18 protein-coding genes and 1 tRNA gene are annotated in these 20,298 nt (G+C 56.7%); 13 read left to right on the top strand and 6 right to left on the bottom strand.

Going from position 1 to position 20,298, the window contains the following annotated elements; all coding sequences use genetic code 11:
• Positions 1-3: 3 nt before the first annotated feature.
• Entirely contained in the window at positions 4-2,268 is a 2,265-nt protein-coding gene (locus SYC_RS09615; RefSeq protein WP_011244118.1) for an O-antigen ligase family protein, read from the bottom strand.
• Positions 2,269-2,417: 149 nt separating this feature from the next.
• Between SYC_RS09615 and SYC_RS09620 the strand changes: the two genes are divergently transcribed.
• From SYC_RS09620 to SYC_RS09655, 8 genes are all read left to right on the top strand, one after another.
• Positions 2,418-3,389 carry a KpsF/GutQ family sugar-phosphate isomerase gene (locus SYC_RS09620; RefSeq protein WP_011244119.1) on the top strand — a complete coding sequence of 324 codons (972 nt, stop codon included), beginning with the start codon at positions 2,418-2,420 and terminating at the stop codon, positions 3,387-3,389.
• A 14-nt stretch (positions 3,390-3,403) separates the two neighbouring features.
• Positions 3,404-4,138 (top strand): 3-deoxy-manno-octulosonate cytidylyltransferase, encoded by a 735-nt coding sequence (kdsB, locus tag SYC_RS09625; protein ID WP_011244120.1) that lies wholly within the window; start codon positions 3,404-3,406, stop codon positions 4,136-4,138.
• Positions 4,120-4,974, top strand: coding sequence for a 3-deoxy-8-phosphooctulonate synthase (kdsA, locus tag SYC_RS09630; protein WP_011244121.1), 855 nt, complete (start codon positions 4,120-4,122; stop codon positions 4,972-4,974). The genes kdsB and kdsA overlap by 19 nt, the downstream gene beginning before the upstream one ends.
• Positions 4,971-5,507, top strand: coding sequence for a KdsC family phosphatase (locus SYC_RS09635; RefSeq protein WP_011244122.1), 537 nt, complete (start codon positions 4,971-4,973; stop codon positions 5,505-5,507). Before kdsA ends, SYC_RS09635 begins: the two co-directional genes overlap by 4 nt.
• A gap of 41 nt (positions 5,508-5,548) precedes the next feature.
• Positions 5,549-6,523: a hypothetical protein gene (locus SYC_RS09640; protein WP_011244123.1), complete on the top strand. Its 975-nt coding sequence runs from the start codon at positions 5,549-5,551 to the stop codon at positions 6,521-6,523.
• Positions 6,524-6,642: 119 nt separating this feature from the next.
• Positions 6,643-7,695 carry a hypothetical protein gene (locus SYC_RS09645; RefSeq protein WP_234701767.1) on the top strand — a complete coding sequence of 351 codons (1,053 nt, stop codon included), beginning with the start codon at positions 6,643-6,645 and terminating at the stop codon, positions 7,693-7,695.
• 77 nt (positions 7,696-7,772) lie between these two features.
• Positions 7,773-8,900 (top strand): iron-containing alcohol dehydrogenase family protein, encoded by a 1,128-nt coding sequence (locus SYC_RS09650; RefSeq protein WP_199290546.1) that lies wholly within the window; start codon positions 7,773-7,775, stop codon positions 8,898-8,900.
• Positions 8,897-9,808: an alpha/beta fold hydrolase gene (locus SYC_RS09655; RefSeq protein WP_011244126.1), complete on the top strand. Its 912-nt coding sequence runs from the start codon at positions 8,897-8,899 to the stop codon at positions 9,806-9,808. Before SYC_RS09650 ends, SYC_RS09655 begins: the two co-directional genes overlap by 4 nt.
• A gap of 6 nt (positions 9,809-9,814) precedes the next feature.
• Here the strand turns inward: SYC_RS09655 and SYC_RS09660 are convergent, their stop codons facing one another.
• Positions 9,815-10,558 carry a DUF554 domain-containing protein gene (locus tag SYC_RS09660; RefSeq protein ID WP_041677020.1) on the bottom strand — a complete coding sequence of 248 codons (744 nt, stop codon included), beginning with the start codon at positions 10,556-10,558 and terminating at the stop codon, positions 9,815-9,817.
• A gap of 95 nt (positions 10,559-10,653) precedes the next feature.
• Between SYC_RS09660 and SYC_RS09665 the strand changes: the two genes are divergently transcribed.
• On the top strand, positions 10,654-12,567 hold the full coding sequence (locus SYC_RS09665) for a DICT sensory domain-containing protein (protein ID WP_011244128.1): 1,914 nt from the start codon (positions 10,654-10,656) through the stop codon (positions 12,565-12,567).
• Here the strand turns inward: SYC_RS09665 and SYC_RS09670 are convergent.
• Positions 12,515-13,333, bottom strand: a complete 819-nt coding sequence (locus tag SYC_RS09670; protein ID WP_231621383.1) for a hypothetical protein — start codon at positions 13,331-13,333, stop codon at positions 12,515-12,517. The two genes, SYC_RS09665 and SYC_RS09670, sit on opposite strands and share 53 nt — an antisense overlap.
• A gap of 255 nt (positions 13,334-13,588) precedes the next feature.
• Between SYC_RS09670 and SYC_RS09675 the strand changes: the two genes are divergently transcribed.
• Complete coding sequence (locus tag SYC_RS09675) at positions 13,589-14,434, top strand: tetratricopeptide repeat protein (protein ID WP_234701768.1); 846 nt, start codon at positions 13,589-13,591, stop codon at positions 14,432-14,434.
• Between the two features lie 208 nt (positions 14,435-14,642).
• Here SYC_RS09675 and SYC_RS09680 read toward each other — a convergent pair whose 3' ends face one another.
• On the bottom strand, positions 14,643-16,055 hold the full coding sequence (locus SYC_RS09680; RefSeq protein WP_011244131.1) for an ammonium transporter: 1,413 nt from the start codon (positions 16,053-16,055) through the stop codon (positions 14,643-14,645).
• 373 nt (positions 16,056-16,428) lie between these two features.
• Positions 16,429-18,576, bottom strand: a complete 2,148-nt coding sequence (locus SYC_RS09685; protein WP_011244132.1) for a WYL domain-containing protein — start codon at positions 18,574-18,576, stop codon at positions 16,429-16,431.
• 156 nt (positions 18,577-18,732) lie between these two features.
• Here SYC_RS09685 and SYC_RS09690 point away from each other — a divergent pair, with 156 nt between their 5' ends.
• From SYC_RS09690 to SYC_RS14155, 3 genes are all read left to right on the top strand, one after another.
• The gene (locus SYC_RS09690; RefSeq protein WP_041674898.1) at positions 18,733-19,062 is read left to right on the top strand and encodes a hypothetical protein; all 330 of its coding nucleotides are present in this window, start codon (positions 18,733-18,735) and stop codon (positions 19,060-19,062) included.
• 272 nt (positions 19,063-19,334) lie between these two features.
• Positions 19,335-19,787, top strand: a complete 453-nt coding sequence (locus SYC_RS09695; RefSeq protein WP_011244134.1) for a hypothetical protein — start codon at positions 19,335-19,337, stop codon at positions 19,785-19,787.
• Between the two features lie 59 nt (positions 19,788-19,846).
• A complete protein-coding gene (locus SYC_RS14155; RefSeq protein ID WP_265575056.1) occupies positions 19,847-19,978 on the top strand; it encodes a hypothetical protein in 132 nt (43 codons plus the stop codon).
• 36 nt (positions 19,979-20,014) lie between these two features.
• Here SYC_RS14155 and SYC_RS09700 read toward each other — a convergent pair.
• Positions 20,015-20,087 (bottom strand) — tRNA-Arg (locus SYC_RS09700).
• Positions 20,088-20,298: the final 211 nt, after the last annotated feature.

Raw genomic sequence — 20,298 nt, forward strand, 5'->3', positions numbered from 1 at the left:
GCTTCAGGCGAGCGGAGAACTAGAGGTGGGTAGCCCCTTGGTTTGGGGAGATCGGCTGGGCATCAAGTGCCCCAGCCACGGTAAGCCCAGCAGGAGGCCAATTAACAGCTGGAGGAGGGGGAGCTTGAAGAAACTGCCCTCAAACAGGTGGAGTACGAGGCCGGTCACGAGGCTAACTAAGAGCCATTGCCTCAGTAATTGCTGGTCGGCATCGGCTGATTGTTGGATCTGTTGCCAGAGTCGGATCACAGTGGCTGTCAGCCCGACCAACACGATCGCCAGAACTAGGATGCCGTTATCAGCTAGGAGCTGCAGCACAAAGTTATGAGCGTGTGAGACCCGATTGAGGGTGAGCGGCGGCTGACAAATGGCGGCAGCTTGACCATAGCCTTGGCCCACCCAGAAACTGACGGGTCCGTTCATCCAAGCTTGACTGACATAGCAGCGAGCAATCGCGATCCGAGCGGGGTCATAGAACTCGAGGTAACGGCCGACGAGGTCAGGTCGAAGTGCGATGACACCTAGCAATAGGAGGCCAAAGCCCGGCAGCAGCCAAATCAACGATCGCCGCGATCGGCCTTGCCAGTTGAGGACGCCTGTCATACCAATCGCCAGAACGAACGCTCCCAAGCAAATGCGCGAGGCGGTTCCGAGGATAATGACGCCACCGGCCAAGCTAGAGAGTAGGTAAAGACCTCGCCAAGTGCGATCTCGCCAAGTTAGCAGCAACGCTGGCACGGTAGCGATCACAGTCAAAATGCCGACTTGGTTGATGTAGAGATCGCCCATGCTGATGCGAATCGTCCAGTTGATCGCCTGCAAATTCAGCAGTAGCCAGATCAAGGGGAGAAGACCGATCCAGCGCAGAAGCCGTAGGCTGCGATCGTGCCCGAGACCCGTGGAACCAATTAAACCAAAGCCCAGTAGGACGTAGGCTGACCAGGTTACTGAGGGATCGAGAGTCGGCTTAGCCCAGAAAGCCGGCGGCAAGAAGATCAAGGCGATCGTCGCCCAACAACCCAAACCGCGCCAATCTCGCTGCTGAAGCTGCTCAATCACGCAAATCACCAGCCAGCTACCTGCTAAAGGAACGGCCCAAAATGCACTATTGACTTGGAGTGCAAGTGCAACTAGCAAGAGCCAATCGACCGTTGTAGGGAGGCGAAGTGGTAGCGATCGCGTCCAGGGAATGGCCAAGCTTAGACCCAGCAGTAGAGGTGTTAACCCGCTGTTGAGCCAGTCGGTCTGAAATAGCAGCATCACGACCCAGAAGCCAAGGAGTGCAGCACCGCCCCCGAGCTGCGATCGCGGTAAATCACTACTGGCGAGCAATTGGCGATAGCGATCGCCTGCCACAAATCCCAGGGTGAGGACTGCCGCTAGGCCGAGTAGCCCCAACTCTGCCCAGAGTTGTAACAGGCCGCTCATGTTGTCAGCTGTCTCGCCCGTCAAGGTGCTGCAAGTGGTGGTGACAGATTGCACACCCCGCCCTACCAGCCAACGCAGCAGGTTGTGTTGAATTTGGTCCTGGGCGCAGCGCCAGAGTAACCCAGCAGGATCCGGTGCCAAAACAGCTGTCGGAAACGGCCAGAGTAGTCCGAGACCAATGCCAGTGCTAATCACCCCCAAACGTCCTAGGGGCGATCGCGTCCAGGTTCGCCAGAGAGTTATTCCCCAGCGCTGCAGCAGCACCACAATCAGTAGCCCTACCCCCCAGCCGAGACGCAGGGTAAAAGAACCCAGCCACCAACTTCCGCCCAGACCGATCGCGGCTGCGATACCGAGGGGCCAGCGCCAAGCCGGAGAGAGTCTCTGGGGTTGATCGGTGAAGTTGAAGAGAATTGCGATCGCCCACAGCCCAGTCGCCGCCCAAGTCACGGTCAGCATCATGGGATTCAGTGAGTCCGACCAGATCAGAGTCGGCAGGCTGAGCAGCGGGGCTAGACCCAAGCTCAGCGTCACTTGCGATCGCTGTTGATCGGAAAGGCTGAGCCAACCACTAACGATCACCCCCGTCAGCCAGAGCATCTCACTTTGACCGACTGACCAGTCCCGAGTTAAAGCCCGGACGATGGCGGGGCTGCAGAGCAGAGTGGCGATCGCGACGGGTTGCCACGGAAAGCGGCGATCGCGGTTGCTCAACGTCTGCCAGATCAGCCACAGCCCCAGACTGGCGAGACTGGCTTCGGGCCAGAGTGGCAGCAGAGTACTGGCAAGCCAGAGGGGAATGACAGAGACCCTGAACGAGCCGGCTGGAGATGGCATCATTCGCTAGCGCTCCTCAGTGGGACTGCCGCACAGTTAAAAACAATGCAGGGGCGTTGGGCCACTGGGCTGGTCTGACCCAAGCTTGGCCCCGAGGGGGGTAGAGCCTGTGCTTTAATGCAGAGCCACATCGCGGCTGCCAAAGTATAGCTATGGCTCCTCTCCTGTTTCGACAAATTTTGGATTTAGAAGCAGAGGCGATCCAGCGAGCTGCTGAGCGGGCGGATGCTGAAGCTTTCGCGAATGCGACGCAATTGATTGCCAATTGTTCCGGCAAAGTAGTGCTCAGCGGGGTTGGGAAGTCGGGTATTATCGCCCGCAAAATTACGGCCACGCTGCTCAGCATTGGCACCCTCTCTGCCTTCCTTCATCCCTGCGACGCCCTGCATGGTGACCTCGGCATCGTCACTGAGCAAGATGTGGTCGTCATGCTCAGCAATAGTGGCGAAACTGACGAACTGCTGGCGATGCTGCCCCATCTGCAACGGCGTCAGGTGCCGATCATTGCGATCGTTGGCAATATGCGGTCTACACTGGCGCGGGTTGCTGCCGCTGTTTTGGATGCCTCGGTCGATCGCGAGGCCTGCCCTTTGAATTTGGCCCCGACGGCTAGCACAACGGTGGCGTTGGCGATCGGAGATGCCTTGGCTGCCCAAGTGATGGACTATCGATCGGTCACGTCTGAGCAGTTTGCCTTTAATCATCCGGCAGGACGCTTGGGTAAGCGGTTGACCCTAAAAGTGGTGGATGTGATGCATCAAGGGGAAGAGCTGCCGTTGCTGCCGCCGGAAGCTCGTTTTGTGGAGGTGGTGACGGCAATCAGTCGCGGGGGCTTGGGGGCCGTACCGATCGTGGAAGCCGATGGCCGTTTGTTGGGCTTGATCACGGATGGTGACCTGCGGCGACTCTTGGAACAGACGAGCCCGGCCAAGCTCGATCAAATTACAGCGGCAGAGTTCATGACGCCTCAGCCAATTGCCGTTGAAGGTGACCTACTGGCCTATGATGCGCTGCATTTGATGGAAAACCGTCCGTCTCAAATTTCGGTGCTTCCCGTCGTCGATGCGGCCCAGCGCTGTCTCGGACTGGTGCGGATTCATGATTTGATCCGCAGTGGGATCTAGGAGCAGCACAGTCCATGGTTCGAATTCTGGCAGTGATTCCCGCTCGCTACGCCTCAGAGCGGCTACCCGGCAAGGTACTGCTGCCGATCGCCGGTCGACCGATGCTGCAGTGGGTCTACGAAGCCACGATCGCCAGCAATGTCTTTGATCAGGTGGCGATCGCCACGGAAGATCCTCGAGTTGTAGAAGCAGCAGCGGCTTTTGGTGCTGAAGCGATTCTGACCAGTGCGGATCTGGCTTCAGGCACCGATCGCGTTGCGGAAGCCAGCTTGCACTTCCCTGACTGCAAAGTGATCGCCAACGTCCAAGGCGATCAGCCGTTTGTGACGCCGGGATTGCTGCAAGCCCTCGTTTCGCCCTACCGGGCGGGGGAACTGCCGGAGATGACGACGGTGGGCGGCCCCTACGATCCAGCGCAGGATGCTGATGATCCCAACACAGTCAAAGTGGTCTGCGATCAACGCGGCAATGCCCTTTATTTCTCGCGATCGGCGATTCCCTATCCTCGAACCGTGGTGCATGACCTGCCGGTCTATCATCACTTTGGCCTCTACGCTTTCCGGCGCGATTTTCTGGCGCAATATCGTCAACTCCCGCCGACCCCACTGGAACGCTGCGAAAGTTTGGAGCAGTTGCGGGTGCTAGAACAGGGCTATCGGATCCGGGTGGTGCCCTGTGCCGATAAGGTCATTGAAGTCAACACAGCAGACGATCTGGAGAGGGCAAACGCATGGGCCAGTCAACGCTAATTCGGGCCAAAGTCGGCGATCGCTTCAGCATTGGGGATGGCTGTCCGCTGACTCTGTTTGGGGGGCCTTGTGTGATTGAAGGCGAAGACTTCAGCCTCAAGATGGCGGAGAGTATCGCAAAAGTTTGCGATCGCCTCGGAGTCCAGTTTGTCTTCAAGTCCTCTTTTGACAAAGCCAATCGCACCTCGATCGGCTCCTTCCGAGGCTATGGCCTCGAAGAAGGCCTGCGGATTCTGGAGCGGGTCAAAACAGAGCTAGGTCTGCCGGTTCTGACGGACATTCACGAAAGCCAGCAAGCGGCGACTGTGGCGGAAGTCGTCGATATTCTTCAGATTCCGGCCTTTCTCTGTCGCCAGACCGATCTCCTGTTAGCGGCAGCGGCGACAGGGCGCACCGTCAACGTCAAAAAGGCACAGTTTCTCGCCCCTTGGGATATGAAGAATGTCGTCAACAAGCTGAGGCAGGGCGGGGCTGAAAATCTGTTGCTGACGGAGCGCGGTAGTTGCTTTGGCTACAACGCCTTGGTGGTGGACTTCCGATCGCTACCGTTGATGCGCGAGCTAGGCTGTCCCGTCGTTTTCGATGCAACTCACAGCGTCCAAATTCCAGGCGGAGCCGGCGATCGCTCCTCGGGTCAGCGGGAGTTTGTGCCAGTCTTGGCGCGGGCAGCAGCAGCAGTCGGCATCGATGCCCTGTTCATGGAAATCCACGAAAACCCCGATCAAGCCCTGAGCGATGGCCCGAATATGATTCGGTTGGCAGATCTGGAAGCGACTCTGCGCCATATTCTGCGGGTGCGGGAAGCTGTGGCAGAACCGATCGGAGCATCGGCATGATCTGGCTGCAACGCTGGCGCTGGCGATCGCGGTTTGCCTCAATCCGGCTCTTAGTGACCGATGTGGATGGCGTGCTAACCGACGGCGGCCTCTACTACACCGAGGAAGGCCAAGAGCTGAAGCGTTTCAATGTCCACGACGGCATGGGGCTACGCCAACTGCTCGACAATGGCATTGAGGTGGCGATTCTTTCAGCTAGCCCTTCACCGACTGTGCAACGGCGGGCGGAAAAGCTGGGCATTCGCCATGCTTATTTCCACGTCCAAGACAAACTCAGCAAGCTGCAGCAACTCTGCCAAGAATTAGAAATTGATTTACAGCAAGTTGCCTATGTTGGGGATGACCTCAACGACTGCAAGGTGTTGAGCCAAGTCGGTTTAGGTTGCAGCGTCCGTAATGCCCATCGCAGCGCCCGCAAAGTCGCCCGCTATGTCACGTTTCGATCGGGTGGACGCGGTGCCGTGCGAGAAATCTGTGACCAAATCCTGCGCAGTCAGGGGCGATTGAGTTTGCGCCATACGCCCGTGGCTTAGTCTCGGCTTCGATTCGCGATCGCGTTTTGAGAGGATCCGTCATGAACCTGTCTCCGATCCGCCTCTTCATTGGCAGCAGTGCCCGCAACCAAGTGGAAGAACGGGTGCTGGTCTACTCGATTCAGCGGCTGACGCAGCGACCCTTGGAAGTCTGGAGCCTGTTGGGCGATCGCGGTACGGTGCGCCGTCCTGATGGCTCAGAGCTGCCGTTGCCCGAAGCAATTCGCGATCGCCTGGGCGGTGCCACCCGCTTCTCTACAGCACGCTACGCCATTCCCCATTTCTGTGGCTATGAAGGGCGGGCAATTTACTGCGACTCGGATCAAATTCTGTTCACGGATTTGGCGGAATTGTTCGATCGCGATTTAGGGAATGCTGCCGTTGCTGCCGTGCCGGTAACTGCTGCGGTCAGCCGTCGTCGTTACGATCGCCGCCATTTGGCTCCGCTACGGCAACAAAACCACGCCAGCTACCTGACCAGTGTGATGCTGTTGGATTGCGCCCAACTGCGCCACTGGGATCCGCAGGCGATTTTGGCAGGGCTGTCGGTCGGTGACTACTCCTACACCGATTTGATGTTCTTGGGGCCGCAGTTCTGCGATCGCTTTGGCCTGAAAGTTCAGGATTTGGAATCCGGTTGGAATCACTTGGATGTGGTGCAGCCGGATACGAAGCTGCTGCACTTCACCGATCTGGAAACCCAGCCCTGGCGCTTTGCCCATCATCCAGCGGCAGATCTCTGGGAAAAACTCTACCTGGAGGCGATCGCTAGCGGAGCCCTCGATCGCACCACGATTACGGCTGCTCTGCGTGAAGGCGGTGTCTGTCGCCGGATTGCGCTGCTGCCCGATTGGTCGGGACGGCGTGGGCGTTGGCTCAATCGCGTTTGGCGCAGTAGCAGTGCGGTTGGTCAGGAATTGCGGGATGCAAGTCGCGATCGCCTGCATCGACTCAAGCAACAGGGCAAGGCGATTGCCCAGGATTTTTTCGGGAAAAAACCGTCGTTCTCTCCTTAGTTGAGCGACTTCCCCAGCGGTTAGCTCAGCGTTCTCGTCCGCAGATTGCGGCGCTGATTTACTCGCGAGCTTGTCTGCGGGTCTTGGTGCCTTACTTAGAGAGGTTGCGTCAGATTCAGATGACGACCGCCGGCGATCGCCCGTTTGATCTCTGGCTCCTGCTGCCAACGGAACGGGAAGTCAAAGCCCATGAATTGCGATCGCTAGTGGGCTCTGGTTGCCACCTATCGCGATCGCTATGGCCACTACGCTATCTCCGTGCTAACCCCCAGCAGAGCGTGGGGCTCTTTTGTCTGGATCATCAGCTCTTCCCCGAGGCGCATCGCTTGGGAATTCGCGTGGCACGTTGGCTGCGTCAGCAAGGGGTCACGACGATCTGCAGTCAGCACGGTGGCACCGATGCCGAGAGTTTGGCAAGTTTAGCCTCGTCTGCCTCCGAAACCCTGCTGATTTGGGGGCACTATGCCGAGCAGGTGTTGCGCGATCGCTATCATTGGCAACCTTTGCAGCTCAAAGTCGTTGGCAATCCGCTCCACGATCGCCTCTTCACGATTCCTAAACCAACTCAGCCTGATTTTGATCAGCCGCTGATTCTCGTGGCTACGACGCTGCAACGGGAGTACGACGATCGCCCCAACTCCCAGCAGTGCTACCGCGACTATTTGCGCTGTTTGTTTTCAGCCTTAGAAAGCATCAACGGACGGGTGATGATCAAACGCCATCCCCGCGACCCTCAGCAACCGGATCTCTACGCAGAAGTACTGACTGAATTCCCAGCGTTACAGCAGCGGACGACTCTACTCTGGTCTCAGGATCAGCCCGATACCTACAGGCTGTTGCAGCAGGCCGATTTGGTGATCAGTCGCGCGTCCACGGTGCTGGAGGAAGCAGACATGCTCGGGAAAGCCACGATTGCCTTTGATCTCTTTCCAAATGGCCCTGCTAGTCGTTATCTGCATTTGCAAGCATTTCCGAACTTTCAGTGGATTGCAGGTAGTGAAACCACGTCTTTAACAACGGCAATCCAGACTGCCCTGGCAACGCCTCAACTGCAGACTGATCAAGATCGCGATCGCTGTATTGCAGCATTTAGCGATCGCCTAGATGGACGCTCAGTGGAGCGTGGTGTGGCGGTCATTCTGGAGCAGCTCCAGCGGCAGCCCAAGCTTTGAGAGCTTCTGGAACCAAGGCCAGATCATTGGCTTTCCTCGCTAGGATCAGGACTTAGGTCTAGTACGAGACGCCTGCCTTGTCTGTCACTGCCCAGCGATCGCCAATTTTGCTTGCCCCTGCTCAAGTGTTACGAGGCTGGGGCGCACTCTCAGAGGCAGGATCTGCGATCGCCCGCGTTGGTCAGCGTCCCCTTGTGGTGGGTGGCGATCGCGCCAGAGCACTCGTCCAAGACAGTTTGACGGCGATCGCTTCAGAACAATCCCTGACCCTAGGTTGGGGCAGCAGCTTGCCGGACTGTAGTGAAGCGGTTTTGGCACGGCTCCAGCAAGCAGCAACCGAGCATCAAGCTGATTGCATTCTAGGTGTGGGCGGCGGTAAGGCGCTCGATACGGCCAAACTGCTGGGGCATCAACTGTCGCTGCCGGTGATCACCGTGCCGACGAGTGCGGCGACCTGTGCGGCTTGGACAGCATTGGCGAATGTCTATACCGATGCCGGGGCTTGGCTCTACGATGTCGGTCTCGATCGCTGTCCTGAGTTGCTGATTCTCGACTTTGAACTGATTGCCCAAGCGCCCCCCCGCACCCTAGCGGCGGGAATTGGGGATGCGATCGCCAAGTGGTACGAAGCTTCCGTCAGCAGTGGTCATCGCCAAGAAACTTTGGTCGTTGCGGCGGTTCAGCAAGCTCGTGTCCTGCGTGATCTGCTCTTCCAGAAATCGGCTGCCGCGATCGCGGAACCTGGCGGTGAGCAATGGTACGAAGTGGTGGAAGCCACCGTTTTACTTGCAGGCGTGATTGGGGGGTTAGGTGGGGCGCAATGCCGCACGGTGGCTGCCCATGCTGTCCACAATGGCTTGACCCATCTGCCCGCTTGTCATGATTGGCTGCACGGCGAGAAGGTTGCCTTCGGTATTTTGGTGCAGTTGCGTTTAGAAGAACTGCAAGGCACCAACCCGCTGGCAGCAACCGCACGGCAACAACTGCTGAGCTTCTATGCCGATCTGGGGCTGCCGCGCCAATGGTCTGACATGGGCTTAGCGTCCGTCAGCTTAGCGGATTTGCAGCAAGCGGCAATTCTGGCCTGTGCGCCCGAGTCGGACATTCACCACCTGCCTTTTGCGGTGGATCCTGATCAGCTTTTGGCGGCGATGGTTTCCACGACTACCCCGATCGCCCGCAGCAACAGTGTGGTGGCTGAATGACTGCGATCGCGCCTGAAACCCGCCTCGGTTCAACCGTTGCCAACCTAACGGAAGACACCTCCAAGAACCTAGCTGCCGCAATTCAGTGGCAAGCGGTCGCTACAGATTTGCGCGAAGCCCCGATCGAAACTAGCTTTGTGCAGTTGGGACAGGGCGATCGCCCGCTGCTCTGTCTGCATGGCTTCGACAGCTCCGTGTTTGAATTCCGCCGCCTCTTGCCGCAGCTCGCAGAACAGCATTCAGTCCGAGCGCTGGACTGTCTGGGTTTTGGATTCACGGAACGGCCTGAAGGGATAGAAATTAGTCCAGATACCATTCGGCAGCATCTCTGGGGCTGCTGGCAGGCTTGGTATCAGAAACCAATCGTGCTGGTTGGGGCTTCGATGGGTGGGGCGATCGCGATCGATTTCGCCCTGAACTATCCCGAGGCGGTGGCCGGTTTGATCTTGATCGATAGCGCCGGTATTGCACCGGGGCCGTGGATTGGTCGCTTTTTGCCATCGCCCTTAGATGGCTGGGCGGTGGACTTTCTGGGACGACCGGATGTGCGTCGTCGCATCAGTGAACGGGCCTATCACGATCCGCAGCGTTGGGTGACGCCGGATGCTGAAACCTGTGCGGCGCTCCATCTCCAGCAACCGGGCTGGCGCGAGGGGCTACGACGTTTTACTCGCAGTGGCGGCTATGGCTCGATGCGATCGCGCCTCCCTGAACTTCGGCAACCCACGCAACTGGTCTGGGGTCGCCAAGATCAGATCCTCGGCACCAAAGATGCTGCTGTTTTTCAGCGCCTGTTACCGCAGAGTGAGCTGGTCTGGATTGATGACTGCGGCCACGTTCCGCATAAAGAACAACCCAGAGCGACGGCTGAAGCAATCGCGACTTTTGTGGCGACTTTACCGACTTGATCCCCCTCAAGCCAGCAGACTGACCAGCGATCGCGCTACCCAATCGATTGCCGGCGCCAGAATCAGCGCTGGCAAAAAGGTGATCGTGGGTAGTCGGGCCACGCCGAGTAAGTTCGCCGCGATCGCCAGAATCAACAGTCCGCCCGTGCCAGTGAACAGCAGCAAGGCTGGCAACTGGCTGGGATCAGGAATGCCTTGGCTCAACAGGGCTGCTGTCAGGGACATCCCGCCCTGACTAATGGCGATCGTGCCGATCGAGAACAGAATACTGCGGCCGTAGCTCCCGGCCAAGGCGATCGCACTGAGGCCATCCATCGTGCCTTTGATCAGGAGCAAGCGCGGATCGCCGTTCAGACCATTCTCCAGACTGCCGATTAGCGTCATGGGGCCGACGCAAAACAGCAGGCTCGCCGCTACGAACCCCTCGGCACCGACTTGACCTTGCCGCAGCAGGCGATCGCTCCAGCGTTGAATGCGGCTTTCGAGCTGGTAGAACTCGCCGAGCAGTCCGCCCAGGGTCAATGCCAACAGCGCCACCACAATGCTGTCGAGGGGACCGCGCACGGACTGGAGTTGCTGAGTCATCTGCAAGCCCACAATCACGGTAATCAGCCCCACCCCTTGGGTGAGGCGCTGTCGATAGCGATCGGGTAGGCGATCGCGTAGCCAAACGCCCAAACAGCCCCCGATCGCGACGGCTAAGCCGTTGTAGACCGTTCCGTTTAGACGAGACCAAATTTCCCAACTCATGAAAAATTGCCAAGGAACCGCAGGCAGCCTAACGCGGATGCAATCGTAGACTGAGGGAACCACGCGGCCAAAGGCAACAGACTTCGACCCCTGCAATGGCTGATTCCACTCTTGCTCAGTTGCTCGAAATTTTGCGGCAGCAATCTTTTGTGGATTTGCCGCGTCCGCAAATCTACTTCAAGGCTTCGCTGACAGCCCTGTCGCATGCCCTGGAGGATTTGGTCTTTGCCACGGATGAGAAGCCATTATTAATCGCCAGTTTCCAGCGCGAGCGCTTCTATCGCCAAGAAGCCCATCGCTACGAGCGGCTGGCCCACGTGACCAGTGCTCAGTTTGTGCTGGCCGCCGCAGAATCCCGCTTTGCCGATGCGGATACCTATCCCGCCGTGGCGTTTCCACCCTCCGATCCGCTGGCCTTGGAATGGAATCTGGTGGTGATTGGCCCTCGCACCACCGGCTGCCTGATCTGCATGGAAAAACTCGATCGCCAAGGTCCCTTAGAGCCGGCCATGGATACGGCACGCCCCTTTGAGGGCATTTGGACCACCGATCGCCGCGTCGTCACGGTTGCAGCCGAGCTTCTGCTCGATCGCATTGCTGAATTTCGACCCGATTTACAAGCCAAGACAGAGTCGGCGATCGCGGCGCTTCCTCCTGCCGAAGCCAGTGCTCCCAGCGTCGAAACGCCTTTTGCTGAGCGCCTGCTCAACTATCTACAAGCCGGACAATACAAACTCCTCAAGGCCTATCGCGCCCAGGCCCGACAAACTCGCAAAGAACAACTGATCAACACGATCAGTAGTGCGGTGCGCCAATCGCTCAATCCTGAAGCGGTTCTCGAAATTGCCGCACGAGAACTTGGGCTGTCGCTGGCTGCCAATCGCTGTCTGATCTATGCCTGCACGCCGGAAACGGAACAGATTCTGGTGGAGCATGAGTATCGCCAAACCGAGACCGCTTCCCTAGGCGATCGCCTCTGGCCCCTGCAAGAGAATCCACTCTTCCAGCAAGTCGCCACTGATCGCAAAGCGATTCGTCTGACCGTCGATGATCCTGAAGCGACCCTGCCTTACATCCAAGCGATGCGACAGCAGTGGGACATCGCCCACTGGCTGCTAATTCCGGTGCAGTATCGCCAAGAACTGATCGGGATGATTGAACTCCATCGCGAAGCGACTGCCGAGCCTTGGGATCTCGCGGATCAAGAACTGGCAGAAGCGATCGCGACTCAGATTGGGGTGGCACTGATTCAAGCCCAGACCTTCCGGCAGCTGGAAAATCTGGAACGCACCCGCAGCAATCTGACGGCGATTATTGGTCACGAGCTGCGAACCCCCCTCTCGACTGTGCAAGTCTGCCTCGAAAGTTTGGCCACTGAGCCGGATATGAGTGCGGATCTGCGCCAAGTGATGTTGCAGACGGCTTTGGATGATGCGGAGCGGCTGCGCTTGTTGGTGCAAGATTTTCTGACCCTCTCGCGTTTGGAAAGTGGCCGGATTGACTGGCATCCAGAATCGCTGGCGCTGGATGAATGCGTCGCCATGGCGATGAGTGGACTGCGATCGCGGCATCAGCGCGACTCACTGCCCAGCATCGAACAAAAGCTGCCCGCCAGCTTGCCGCTGGTGCGGGTGGATGGCGACTGGCTGGTGGAAGTGCTGATTAAGCTGCTGGACAACGCCTGTAAGTTCACCAGCGCCCAAGGCCACGTTTCGATTACGGCGGTCGTAGAAGGCGATCGTGCCTTGCGTGTGGCGATTACCGACGATGGCCGAGGAATCGAACCCGATCGCCTCGAAGCAGTTTTCGATCGCTTCTACCAAGAAGATGGCGCGCTACGGCGCAGCCAGGGCGGCAGTGGCCTGGGGCTCGCGATTTGTCGCCAGATTGTCGAGCGACTGGGTGGGCATATCTGGGCTGAGTCAGAAGGGCGCGATCGCGGGAGTTGTTTTCAGTTCACGCTTCCTCTGGCGACCCGGCATCCGCAGACGGCAAACGCACTGACTTAATCGGACGAGGGGCTTTTTGCCCTGAGGGCTGGGGCCGTGGGCGATCGCGTTGATCGACCCGGCGCGGCAGTGGACTGCGTTGGGGGCGAACTTCACCGGCTTGCGCCGCATAACTTGCGGAACGGTGTTCGCTGCTTTGACCCTGACCTCGTAGTTGGGGCTTCGGTTTGGGGCGACGGCCCGGCAACGCCGCCACTGCTTCTGCTTGGCGAACCACCAAGACTTCACCCTGCCGTTCGACTTGAAAGTCCCAGAAGTGATGGAGCGCTCGCAGGTCGAGGTTGCCTTTAAGCACGAGCTTGAATCCGGCGGGTCGCTCACCCGGTTCAGTTTTAGCCTGCTGGCTAATGCGGACGACAATCCGCTGCAAGTCGGGCCGCGTAAAGACAACTTCACCCCGAATCGAGAAAAAGTTCTCCGAGACTTGGAGCTTGGGCGGGCTGGGTGGCCGAATGCCCGGGGTCAGTTGCGATCGCTTGGTCAGCATCTCTGGCTCCCAGAGACCGACGATCTGCATGTGCAGCCCCCCTTCGCGATCGCGGGTACGGGGGTAGACCACCCAGAGGTGCTCTTGACTGAGATCGATGTGCTTTTTGACCAAGCTCAGCACTCGTCCCAAGAGCACAGCATCAAGGCTGACCCCATCATTGGCAATCAGGGTCCCTTTCGTGAATACCTCAGGATCGGGCTGATATCGTCCGCGTACCAAGCCAATAGCTCGGTATTGGAGCGGTTCACTAGCCGGGGGAATCGGAGCGGGGCGCATGGGTGACGGCGGAGGAGGAGCAATGGCCAAGATTGGCACTGGCACTAAGGATAGCGCTTGGGGCTGGCATTCCCGGCTGCTCGGCAGGAAACAGCAAATGACCCCCCAAAAAACTGCTGTTGAGGTTGTTTGAGCCATCCATGCGTTCGGGTCGGGGAGGATGTCAAAATGGCTTCTCAAGTCACTGCTGGGTCGTCAGGGCCCGTTTGCTTCCTGACGGTCGGTTTGCGATTGCCATCTGCTAGGGGACAGCCTGTGGTTTCCAACTTCAATCAGCCCCGCCCACCGCAGCGCCAGCGGTGGGTCGATTCCCTGCTCGGCGTTTCCTTGGTGGCATTGGTGGTGGCTGCAGCCTTGCCCCTGCTATTGCCCCTGGTGCGATTGCCTGGGGGAAGTTCGGCCCGCGATCGCGAGTTGGCGGCAGCCCAAGCCACGGCCTTCCAGACAGTGTTGCAACGGGATCCTGACAATCTATCGGCCCTGCGATCGCTGATTGGGGTCTACCTGCAACAGCAACAGTTACAAGCTGCGATCGCGCCCTTGCAGCGTTTGGCTCGACTGCAACCCCAGCAGCCTGCCTATCGAGTCCTGCTGGCCCAAACCCAGGCACAGCTGGGCGATCGCGAAGCTGCCGCCCAAACCTATCGCCAGATTTTGGAAACGGCACCCACAAACTTGGAAGCCCTGCGCGGTTTCACGCAGCTGCTCCTGACCCAAAAGCAGCCGACAGCAGCAGTCGATCTGTTGCAGAAAGCCCGCCAGACCGACAAAATCACCCCTGCTGACCAAGTAAGCATAGACCTCATGCTGGCTCAGGTCTATGCCAATCAGGGTCAGATTGATGATGCGATTGCCCTCTACGATCGCAGTGCCCAGAACAACGGTCGTGACTTCCGTCCCTTGCTGGCGAAAGCACTCTTACTCAAACAGCAGGGCGATCTGCAGAAAGCAACGCCAATTTTTCAAGAGGCGATCGCGATCGCGCCTGCGCAGTATCGAGATCAAATTCGTCAGCTCAGCCCCGCGAGTATGCCTGCCACTCCCCCTACTCAGCCTGCGACGAAGACCCCACCAACGGCACCCCCGCCACCACCGAATTGAGGCAACGAAAGCTGCGATCAGAGCGACTCACTCAGAGCAGCCAGAGTTGAGCTGGAGTCCGTAGCCTCCACCTGAATCGTTCTAACCAGTCTGCTAGCTACTGAAGCTCGATTAAGGTCTAATTCACCGCACCAGACGAAAGCGGAGCCCAGCTTAGCAACCAGACTTTGCCTGAAATTAGCTCACAGTTGCTTGCAAGCGTCAGCGCCTAGCGCTCTTTGCTGTAGGCATCTTCGCCGTGTAGGGCAAAGTCCAGCCCTTCCAACTCCTGTTCCTCCGTGGCGCGGACACGCATGACCGATTTCAGGATCGTCCAGATCACGAAGGTAGCGATGCCAACAAAGAGATAGGTAATCAACACGGCTTGGATCTGTGCCCAAGTCATGGCCAAAGGACCCTGGGAGATCACCTTGAACTGGGTTGGGAAAGCTTTCTCAACGAGGAAATCCTTCTGGGCAAAAATGCCCGTGAGAATAGCGCCGACGGTTCCGCCAACGCCGTGTACCCCAAAAGCATCTAGGGAATCATCCAGTCGGATCCGGCTCTTAACTTTGGCGACGAACAGAAAGCAGACTAGGGCTGTCAAGGCACCGATGGGAAGTGCCGCCCAAACAGGAATGAACCCAGCAGACGGTGTGATTCCGACTAGACCAGCCACCGCGCCGGTTGCGGCGCCTACGGCGGTGGGCTTCCCGAGGTCAATCTGCTCGAGTAATAGCCAAGTCAGCATGGCTGTTGCTGCTGCCGTATTGGTGGTGAGGAAGGCAAAACCGGCGCCTTGGGCAGCGAAGTAGCTCGCGCCGTTAAATCCAAACCAGCCGAACCAAAGCAGACCTGCCCCCAACAAAATAAAGGGCACATTGTGCGGCGGCGACAGACGATTCGGGAAGACGCGACGCGGGCCGATCATTGCCACGGACACTAGGGCACCCACCCCAGAGGCAATATGGACAACGGTGCTGCCGGCAAAGTCGAGGGCGCCAATCTGGCCATAGATAAAGCCATTGCTTCCCCAGACCATGTGCGCCATAGGGATGTAGACAAGCGTGGACCAGAGCAAGCCGAACCAGAACCAAGCCTTAAAATTGACCCGCTCTACCAGCGCTCCAGAAATCAGAGCGGGCGTAATGATTGCGAACATGCCTTGAAACAGCGCAAAGCTGGAGGCAGACATACCGGAGATCATCAACTCATCGCCGGCCCAGACAGGATCAATGCCAAACTTGCCACCGACACCATTGAAAAACAGGTTACTAAAACCGCCGATAAAGGGACTCCCTAAACTGGTGTCGAAAGCGAGACTGTAGCCATAAATCACCCAAGTCATGCCGACGAGCCCCATCATCAAGAAGCTCATCATCATGATATTTAGGACGTTCTGGGCTCTGCCAAAACCGCCATAGAAAAAGGCTAGCCCCGGTGTCATCAAAAGGACGAGGGCTGAGCCGATTAGGAGGAGTAGCGTGTCAGTTCCAGTCTTGGCGGCAGTGACGTTGCTATTGAGCTGCTCCAGCGTTAGCTGAGGTGCAGTTGCTGCCAGAGTTGGATGGGCCAGCAGAAATGCAGAAATGCCAGCCAGTGCTGCAGTCAAACCCAGAGTTCGCCATCGTTTGTCGAACATTGCCTGAGGAATCCTAGAGAGTGTGAAGGTTCGGAGATCTCACAACTCTGGCTAGGCAGACTGGTGATATACGTAACTTTTGCTACTTTTTGGGGGAATTTCAGATTTCTGAAATAAACTGCATTTTCTTTGAAGCAAACTGGGAAGGCTTTTCCTCTTGAAAGCGATATGAGGGTAAACCGATCGCTGGCAACTGAAAAAAGAGTCCTATCTGGCCGAGTGAAAACTCCATTCACTCTAGTAGAGGTATCAGGAGCGATCGCCTAGCAAAGCCCTTAGCGACCAAGCTACTAGAAGAGATAAAGTCGCTCGAGCCAGCGCTGGTTCAGCCCACTCGCATTGGCAGGATGAAAGGCACATCCTTGCGTGAGACTCAACCCTTACTCGTACTAGCATCGGCGTAGAGAGCAGCGGCTGCCCGATGATTTTCGATGATGCGATCGCACAGCTCTGTCGGGCCGAGGACCTTAACTTCACCCCCCATGCCCATAATCCAGTTTTTGAGGGTGACCTCTTGAATCGACCAAGCAGGGAGCCAGACTTTCATTTGATAGGGATGGGTCGGATCGGCTGCTTTGGGCAGGCTGTAGATTTTCTTGAGGCCCGGCAGTGCGGTGAGGAGATGCCGATCGGGCGGCAGCGTCATTTTGACTTGTCCATCGGGAAAGCGCTGTGTGCCTTCACTGACGAAGCGAAATAAGCGCTCGCTAAAGCGTAATTCGAGTACCTGCATCAGCTTGAGCCGGGCGGCCAAGGTCTTAATTTGCAGGAGGGCTTGTTGGGGTGCAACGGCCCCGCCGAGATACAACCCATAGCTTTGGCTGCGCAGCAGTTCAAGGGAATCGAGCGATCGCTTTTGCTCGGCGTGACTGCGGGGCTTGCCAACAGGACCGCTCTGATACAGGCGATCGAGCCGTTCGTAGCAATACAGTCCTTTCTGGTCCCCTTCAGCCAGTTCATAGCCGAGATACCAGGCAATATTGTGGAAGACTATTTGCAAAGGCCAAATAATCTTTTCCGAGTCGGGTTGTTCTTGATATTGTCCAGCGCCTTTAAAGCGTCCCACACGAATTGCTTGGCCAGAGCGGATTGCTTGCTCTAGTTTCTGGCTCTCGTCCGCAGTGGCTAAGGATTGATTGCTTAGCAGGTCCGAGTTAACGATATTACCGCCAGCAATCGATCGCACTGGGTAGAGATTCTTGAGGTCAAAGCGAGCCCACTCCAAGCCTTGACGAAGACGATTGACCGCACGAGTTTCGATGGGGTTATCTAAACTCAGAACTTGTTTATCGACCAACTGGTAGATTTGCAGAAGGTCATCACGGTTGAGAATTCCAGTTCCTAAGTAGTAGCCTCTGCGCATGGTAGCCTCCGGGAAGATTCGATAGGGGTGTAAAACCCATTCAATGTCTTTGCGGAGCATGCCTTGCTCCGTAGAACTAACTAAAATACGAGCGCCAATTAATTGATCGGCCAAGATGTCTATCCGTCTCCGCTGGGGATTGAGCAACTTGTCTTGAAGGTGATGTTCCTCTTGGGTCAGTGGGTTCTGGATGATATAGCGGATTGTTTTGAACAGTCGCTTAAAGGTATCCCAATCGCTGTAGTGATGAAAAAATAGGGGTTCGCCAGAGTCAATGAAAGAGGGCTGTGTTAATTCATGAAAGCTGACATCACTGCCCAGAAAACCCTCAGATTCTAACCAGTCTAGATCTGCTGCGATCGCTTCTGAATCGCAATAGATTTCACCATGCTGAGCCCCTAAAATGGCTGCAATTTCTGCAATAGAATCTTGAAAGTTAGGTTGCTCTTGCGTCTTTAATAGTTGTTGCAATAATTCAGGCTGTTGCTCTTGCAGACTGCCGATGCCAGGATAGCAGCTTAACAGTGCAATCAAGTGCAGTAGTCTGTCAAAATCACGCAAGCGAGAGTAACGATGTCGTTCGATTTTTCCGTAGCGATTTTCGTGGTTAACCGCACTGCGTCGACACTTCTTAAGTTGTTCTTGAATGGTGTTGGATAGATTGGGGTTTTTGACCGGATCAATGCTGGCAATCCCCACAAAGCCCTCGCCCTGCATTGGTTTGAGCTGTCGCTGATAGGCATGAAAGTTCTCGATCACAGCTTCAGGCACTTGCCGCGATCGCTGTTGATTCCAAGCTTTGCAGGTCTTTAAGTCAGTCTTCAGCTCCCAGCCAATCCAGCTCAAACCATGAACTTGTAATTTCTGCAAGAAGCCCATGCGCCAAGCGCGTTTGACGTTGGTCGCGTCGTAGATAATTGCTTTCTGAGCGAGCACCGCTTCCTGAATTTGGCGCTGAAGTTCTGCTTCTATTTCAGCCCAAGGTCCTTGAACGGCTGCATCTCCATACAGTCGTTCACGAATGCCATCAGTAGAGATGATGACCGCTGCCCCTAGTTCCTGTTGCAATGCTCTGGCAAACGTGGTTTTGCCACTGGCGGGTGGGCCAATCAAGAGATGGTTCCAAGGTAAGTCGGGGGCACTCAGCACAATCAGCATGGGTAGGTTGGACGTCTTAACCCTGGCAGAGCCGGACTCACATGCCAAGGTTTGCCATGCGAATGATGAATCACAGAAATCGATATTCGCATCAACTCGATTCTAGAACGGCTGTCTACTGCCCATACTCAGGCCATATTCATCCCGGCTCAAAAAATGACTGACTCTTTGCCCGCCTTGCACTGCCCTTTCTGTGGCTTGCCTGTCCACACCGATCAATCGCACTGCCCCCACGTGCGCTTTATCTATTCCTTCGATCGCGCCCAATTCCATTTTCTGTCGCCTGATCTGGCTGCCGCGATCGCTCAGGCAGAACAACAGCAAGAAGGTTGTGCAGATGCCGAATGGCAATCACCGCCTGAACTGGCACAAAACCTGTTGTTGCAACGGCCGCAAGCAGCAGTTCTCGATCTGCAGTTGCGGCTACGGAGCTGGGCAGGTTGGTTGGTTGGGGTTGAACAATCTGCGATCGCCAGTGCGGAATAGCGGTTTGGATGCCTGAATTGTGGGGTTTGCCTGTGGTTGCGATCGCCCCTAGTTGCTCCGGCAATCAAGTCTGCCGTTTTGGGCTGCTATCAGTCAGCGGCAAAAATCTTACTGATTCCAACTCACATCCTTGTTGGCGATCGGGCCAAGGATCCCGCCAAAGCTTGGGGAACTTCTCTGCTGCACCCAGCAAACTTTCCAGACTTTAGGTTGCTGCATCCTCACTGGAACAGACCGCTACAACATAATTGAGAACTTTCGGAGAAATATCCGTGAGCCTTGCCAAACGCCTGCGCCAAACCTTGGCTAATGCTCAAACTTTTGAACAGCAACGGATTCATGCTGAGGCTCAGTTAGCAGCGGCGGCCGCTCAGCTAGCCGAGCTATCGGAAGTGGCGATCGGAACCCTAGAAACCGCCATGACTCCGCTGCCCGTGTCGCGTCTGACGGTGGCGGATTTGAAGCAGCGCTATGGCTCCTATCAAGGTTGCCGCCGCGCTGCCGCCCAGTTAGGAATTCGCTTTCCTAAAACCCCCTCTTGGGAACAGTTAGCGATCGCGCTTTCCCATGTCGGTGCGCTAAAAGCCTTTTGGCAGCAGTACTGTCTCGATCATCCTGAGTTGGCAGAGGTCAGTCTTTGTCTAGAACTCAAGAGCCTAGCCCCATTGGCATCTGCTCTCGGGGTGACGGCTCAAGGACTAGCGATTCCCGTAAACAAAGCGTAGTCTGGCGGTGCTGCCTCAGTCGGCAAACAGCAACCTAATTTTGTGGTCATTTTTCTTTTATGGATCCCCAGGTCGAGAAGCAGCTCAGCGATCTTGTCGGAACCGTGAAGTTTCTGTTGCAAGATACGAGGCAACTGGCCAAAACCGTTCAAGCGCTGGAGGAAGACCTCGCGGAGACCCGCGATCGCTGAGACTGGCTGCAAGCTTGGCGGGGCGATCGCGACTGACGCCTCAGGTTGGGATCGAACCAACGACCGACCGCTTAGAAGGCGGGTGCTCTATCCACTGAGCTACTGAGGCAATCTGTCTATTCTCGCCTGTTGTCTGCTTCTGCTCAAGTCCAGCGATCAAGCCGCTCTTCAGTAAAAACAGGAGGGGTGATAGCTTGTCCTGACCACTTATTACCATGGTTACAGCTTTATAACAGGTATAGGTTGGGCAAATTTAGCAACAGTAATATTCACCAGCTAACGGTTGCTTATCCTCACAAGGGCGTCTCCGTAAATGAAGG

The sequence above is a fragment of the Synechococcus elongatus PCC 6301 genome (assembly GCF_000010065.1).
Taxonomy (GTDB): Bacteria; Cyanobacteriota; Cyanobacteriia; order Synechococcales; family Synechococcaceae; genus Synechococcus; species Synechococcus elongatus.